The following is a 2,469-nucleotide window of genomic DNA, read 5'->3' on the forward strand; positions in this document are numbered from 1 at the left end:
GGACAGCGTGCACGCCTGGGTGAGCGAGATCGACTGGAGCGGTCAGGTCGGTGACAACTCCGGCCCGAAGCTGCTGACCGAGACGAACCTGAAGGTCGGTGCCGGCGGCAAGGTCGTCGTCGACTTCGGCGACGGCGCACTGCCGGGGCTCAAGGAGTCCTCGGCGTACGAGATCGTCCTCAGCCCGGCCGGCAGGGCGAAGGGCACGCTGTCCGCGCCGGTGCGCTGGCAGGGGTCGTACGAGGCGGAGGACGCCGCCCACACCGGGTCCGGCTACTCGAAGAACGGCCCCGAGGGTTCGACGGGCGACGTGTCGAAGTTCTACACCTCCGGCGGCTACGACGTCGGCGGCCTGCGCACCGGCTCGGACGTCACGCTCGACTTCGCCGTGGACGCGCCCGAGGACGGCACCTACGACCTGAGTGTGTTCGCCAACTCGCTCAACACGTTCGACAAGGTGAAGGACCAGGGCCCGACCAACGTGTTCCTGCGGGTGGACGGCCAGGCGGCCGGCGAGCAGGAGCTCTACCTGCCGCTCGGCTACAAGTGGGTGGTGTGGGACCACACCGACACCACGGTGCACCTCACCAAGGGCAGGCACACCCTGACGCTCGCCGCGCAGAGCCTCGACGGCAGGCGCGCCACCCAGGGCGACGCCATCGTCGACCGGCTCACGCTGTCCCTGCCGGACGCGTCGGCCGCCACCCAGGTCTACGAGGGCGAGCTGGCCTGGACGAGCGGCGGGGCCCACCCCGTCTACGACCTGCCGAAGCACACCCCGGCCCCCGCCACCGGCTCCGGCGCGGTCCGGGTCGCGAAGCACCAGACGGCCACGTTCTGGGTCTACTCCCCCGCCGACCGCGAGGCCACCCTCGACGTCGACACCCTCGGCGCCGCGGACGCCCGGCTGTCCGTCAACGAGCACGACGTCCTGCACGTGACCAGGTCCAGGCACAAAGTGGCCGTCTCCCTCTCGGGCGGCGTCAACAAGGTGACGGTGACCGGTGGTTCGGACACCACGCTGGTCGACCGGCTGACGGTCACACCCACCGAGGGCACGCTCAGGACGCGTACGTACGAGGCGCAGGACGCGAAGCTCGCGGGCACGGCCACGCTGACCCCGCTGCCGCTGGCGACGGACGGTACGGCGATCACCGGGATCGGCGGCGACCCGGGCAACGGCAACACGGCGACGTTCTCGGTGGCCGCGGAGAAGGCCGGGCTGTACGCGCTGCGGATCCGCTACTCCAACCCGGAGCAGTCCGAGGCGACGCACTACAACCCGGACCCGCTGGCCCGGCACGCCGACATCAGCGTCAACGGCGGCGAGTCGCTGCGCGTCGGCTTCCCGAACAGCTTCCACCAGGACAACTTCTGGGAGCTGACCGTCCCGGTCCAGCTGCGGAAGGGGCAGAACACGATCACCTTCCGCTCCGAGGAACTGCCGAACTTCGACGGCACGACCTACGCCTCGGACACCTTCCCCGGAGTGCTGCTCCGCTCCCGCTACGCGCCGCTGATCGACCGGATCACCGTCGCGCCGTACGCGCGGGAGGTGCGGTGAGGTGACGACCACCGGTGGCGGGGCACACCCGCCCCGCCACCGGTGCGCACAGCGACGATCCCTCTGTGGCGGGTGTCACACCGTTCCCGAAATATCTGACGCGTCAGTTACTGTTTCATCAGGCGAACTGCTCGCACACGGCGAGCGCACCACCCCTTGCCGAGGTTTTCCGATGAAGCTGGTCTACGTTTTCGACGCGTACTGCGGCTGGTCGCACGGGTTCTCCGGAACGCTGCGAGAAATCGTCTCCCGCCACCCCGACCTGCCGGTCGAGGTGGTCTCCGGAGGCCTGTTCACCGGCTCGCGCCGGACGCCGATCCGGGAGTTCGGGTACGTGCAGGGCGCGAACGCCGACATCGCCGAGCAGACGGGCGCCGTGTTCGGCGAGGCATACGAACGGCTGATCGCCGACGGCTCGTTCGTGATGGACTCCGTGGCCGCCGCCCGCGGCGTCGCCGCCCTGCGCGGAGCGGCCCCCGATCGCGCCGCCCAGCTGGCCACCGCTGTCCAGGACGCCTTCTACGTCGACGGGCTGAGCCTGTCCGACCCCGCGACCTACCGCAGGATCGCCGAGGACGCCGGACTCGACGCCGACGCCGTGGTCGCCGCCTTCGAGTCCCCTGAAACACAGGCCGCCGCCGAGGCCGACTTCCGCCGGGCCGCCGCTGCCGGCGTCCGGGGCTTCCCCACCCTGCTGGCCGTCGACGGCGACCGCGTCTTCCCCCTGGCCCTCGGCCGCGCCACCGCCGACGAGGTCGACCGGAAGCTCGCCGCCCAGCGCGGTCACTGATCCCGCCGACCTCCCGTCCTCACCCCGTCATCCCCTCTCAAGGAGCCATCGTGAGCACTCTCTCCTTCAAGGTCCTCGACCTGGACTTCCCGGCCGGCAGCAAGAACAAGACGGC

The 2,469-nt window shown here is 70.8% G+C and carries 1 protein-coding gene and 1 pseudogene; both read left to right on the forward strand.

The window, feature by feature from the left end:
* Nucleotides 1–1,564: pseudogene (locus tag ABZ646_RS44925) on the forward strand (cellulosome enzyme); the annotation flags it as partial.
* Nucleotides 1,565–1,736: 172 nt separating this feature from the next.
* The gene (locus ABZ646_RS44930) at nucleotides 1,737–2,354 is read left to right on the forward strand and encodes a DsbA family protein (protein WP_360533087.1); all 618 of its coding nucleotides are present in this window, start codon (nucleotides 1,737–1,739) and stop codon (nucleotides 2,352–2,354) included.
* Nucleotides 2,355–2,469: the final 115 nt, after the last annotated feature.

Origin of the sequence: Streptomyces sp. NPDC007162 (assembly GCF_040634175.1) — a bacterium.
Lineage (GTDB): Bacteria > Actinomycetota > Actinomycetes > Streptomycetales > Streptomycetaceae > Streptomyces.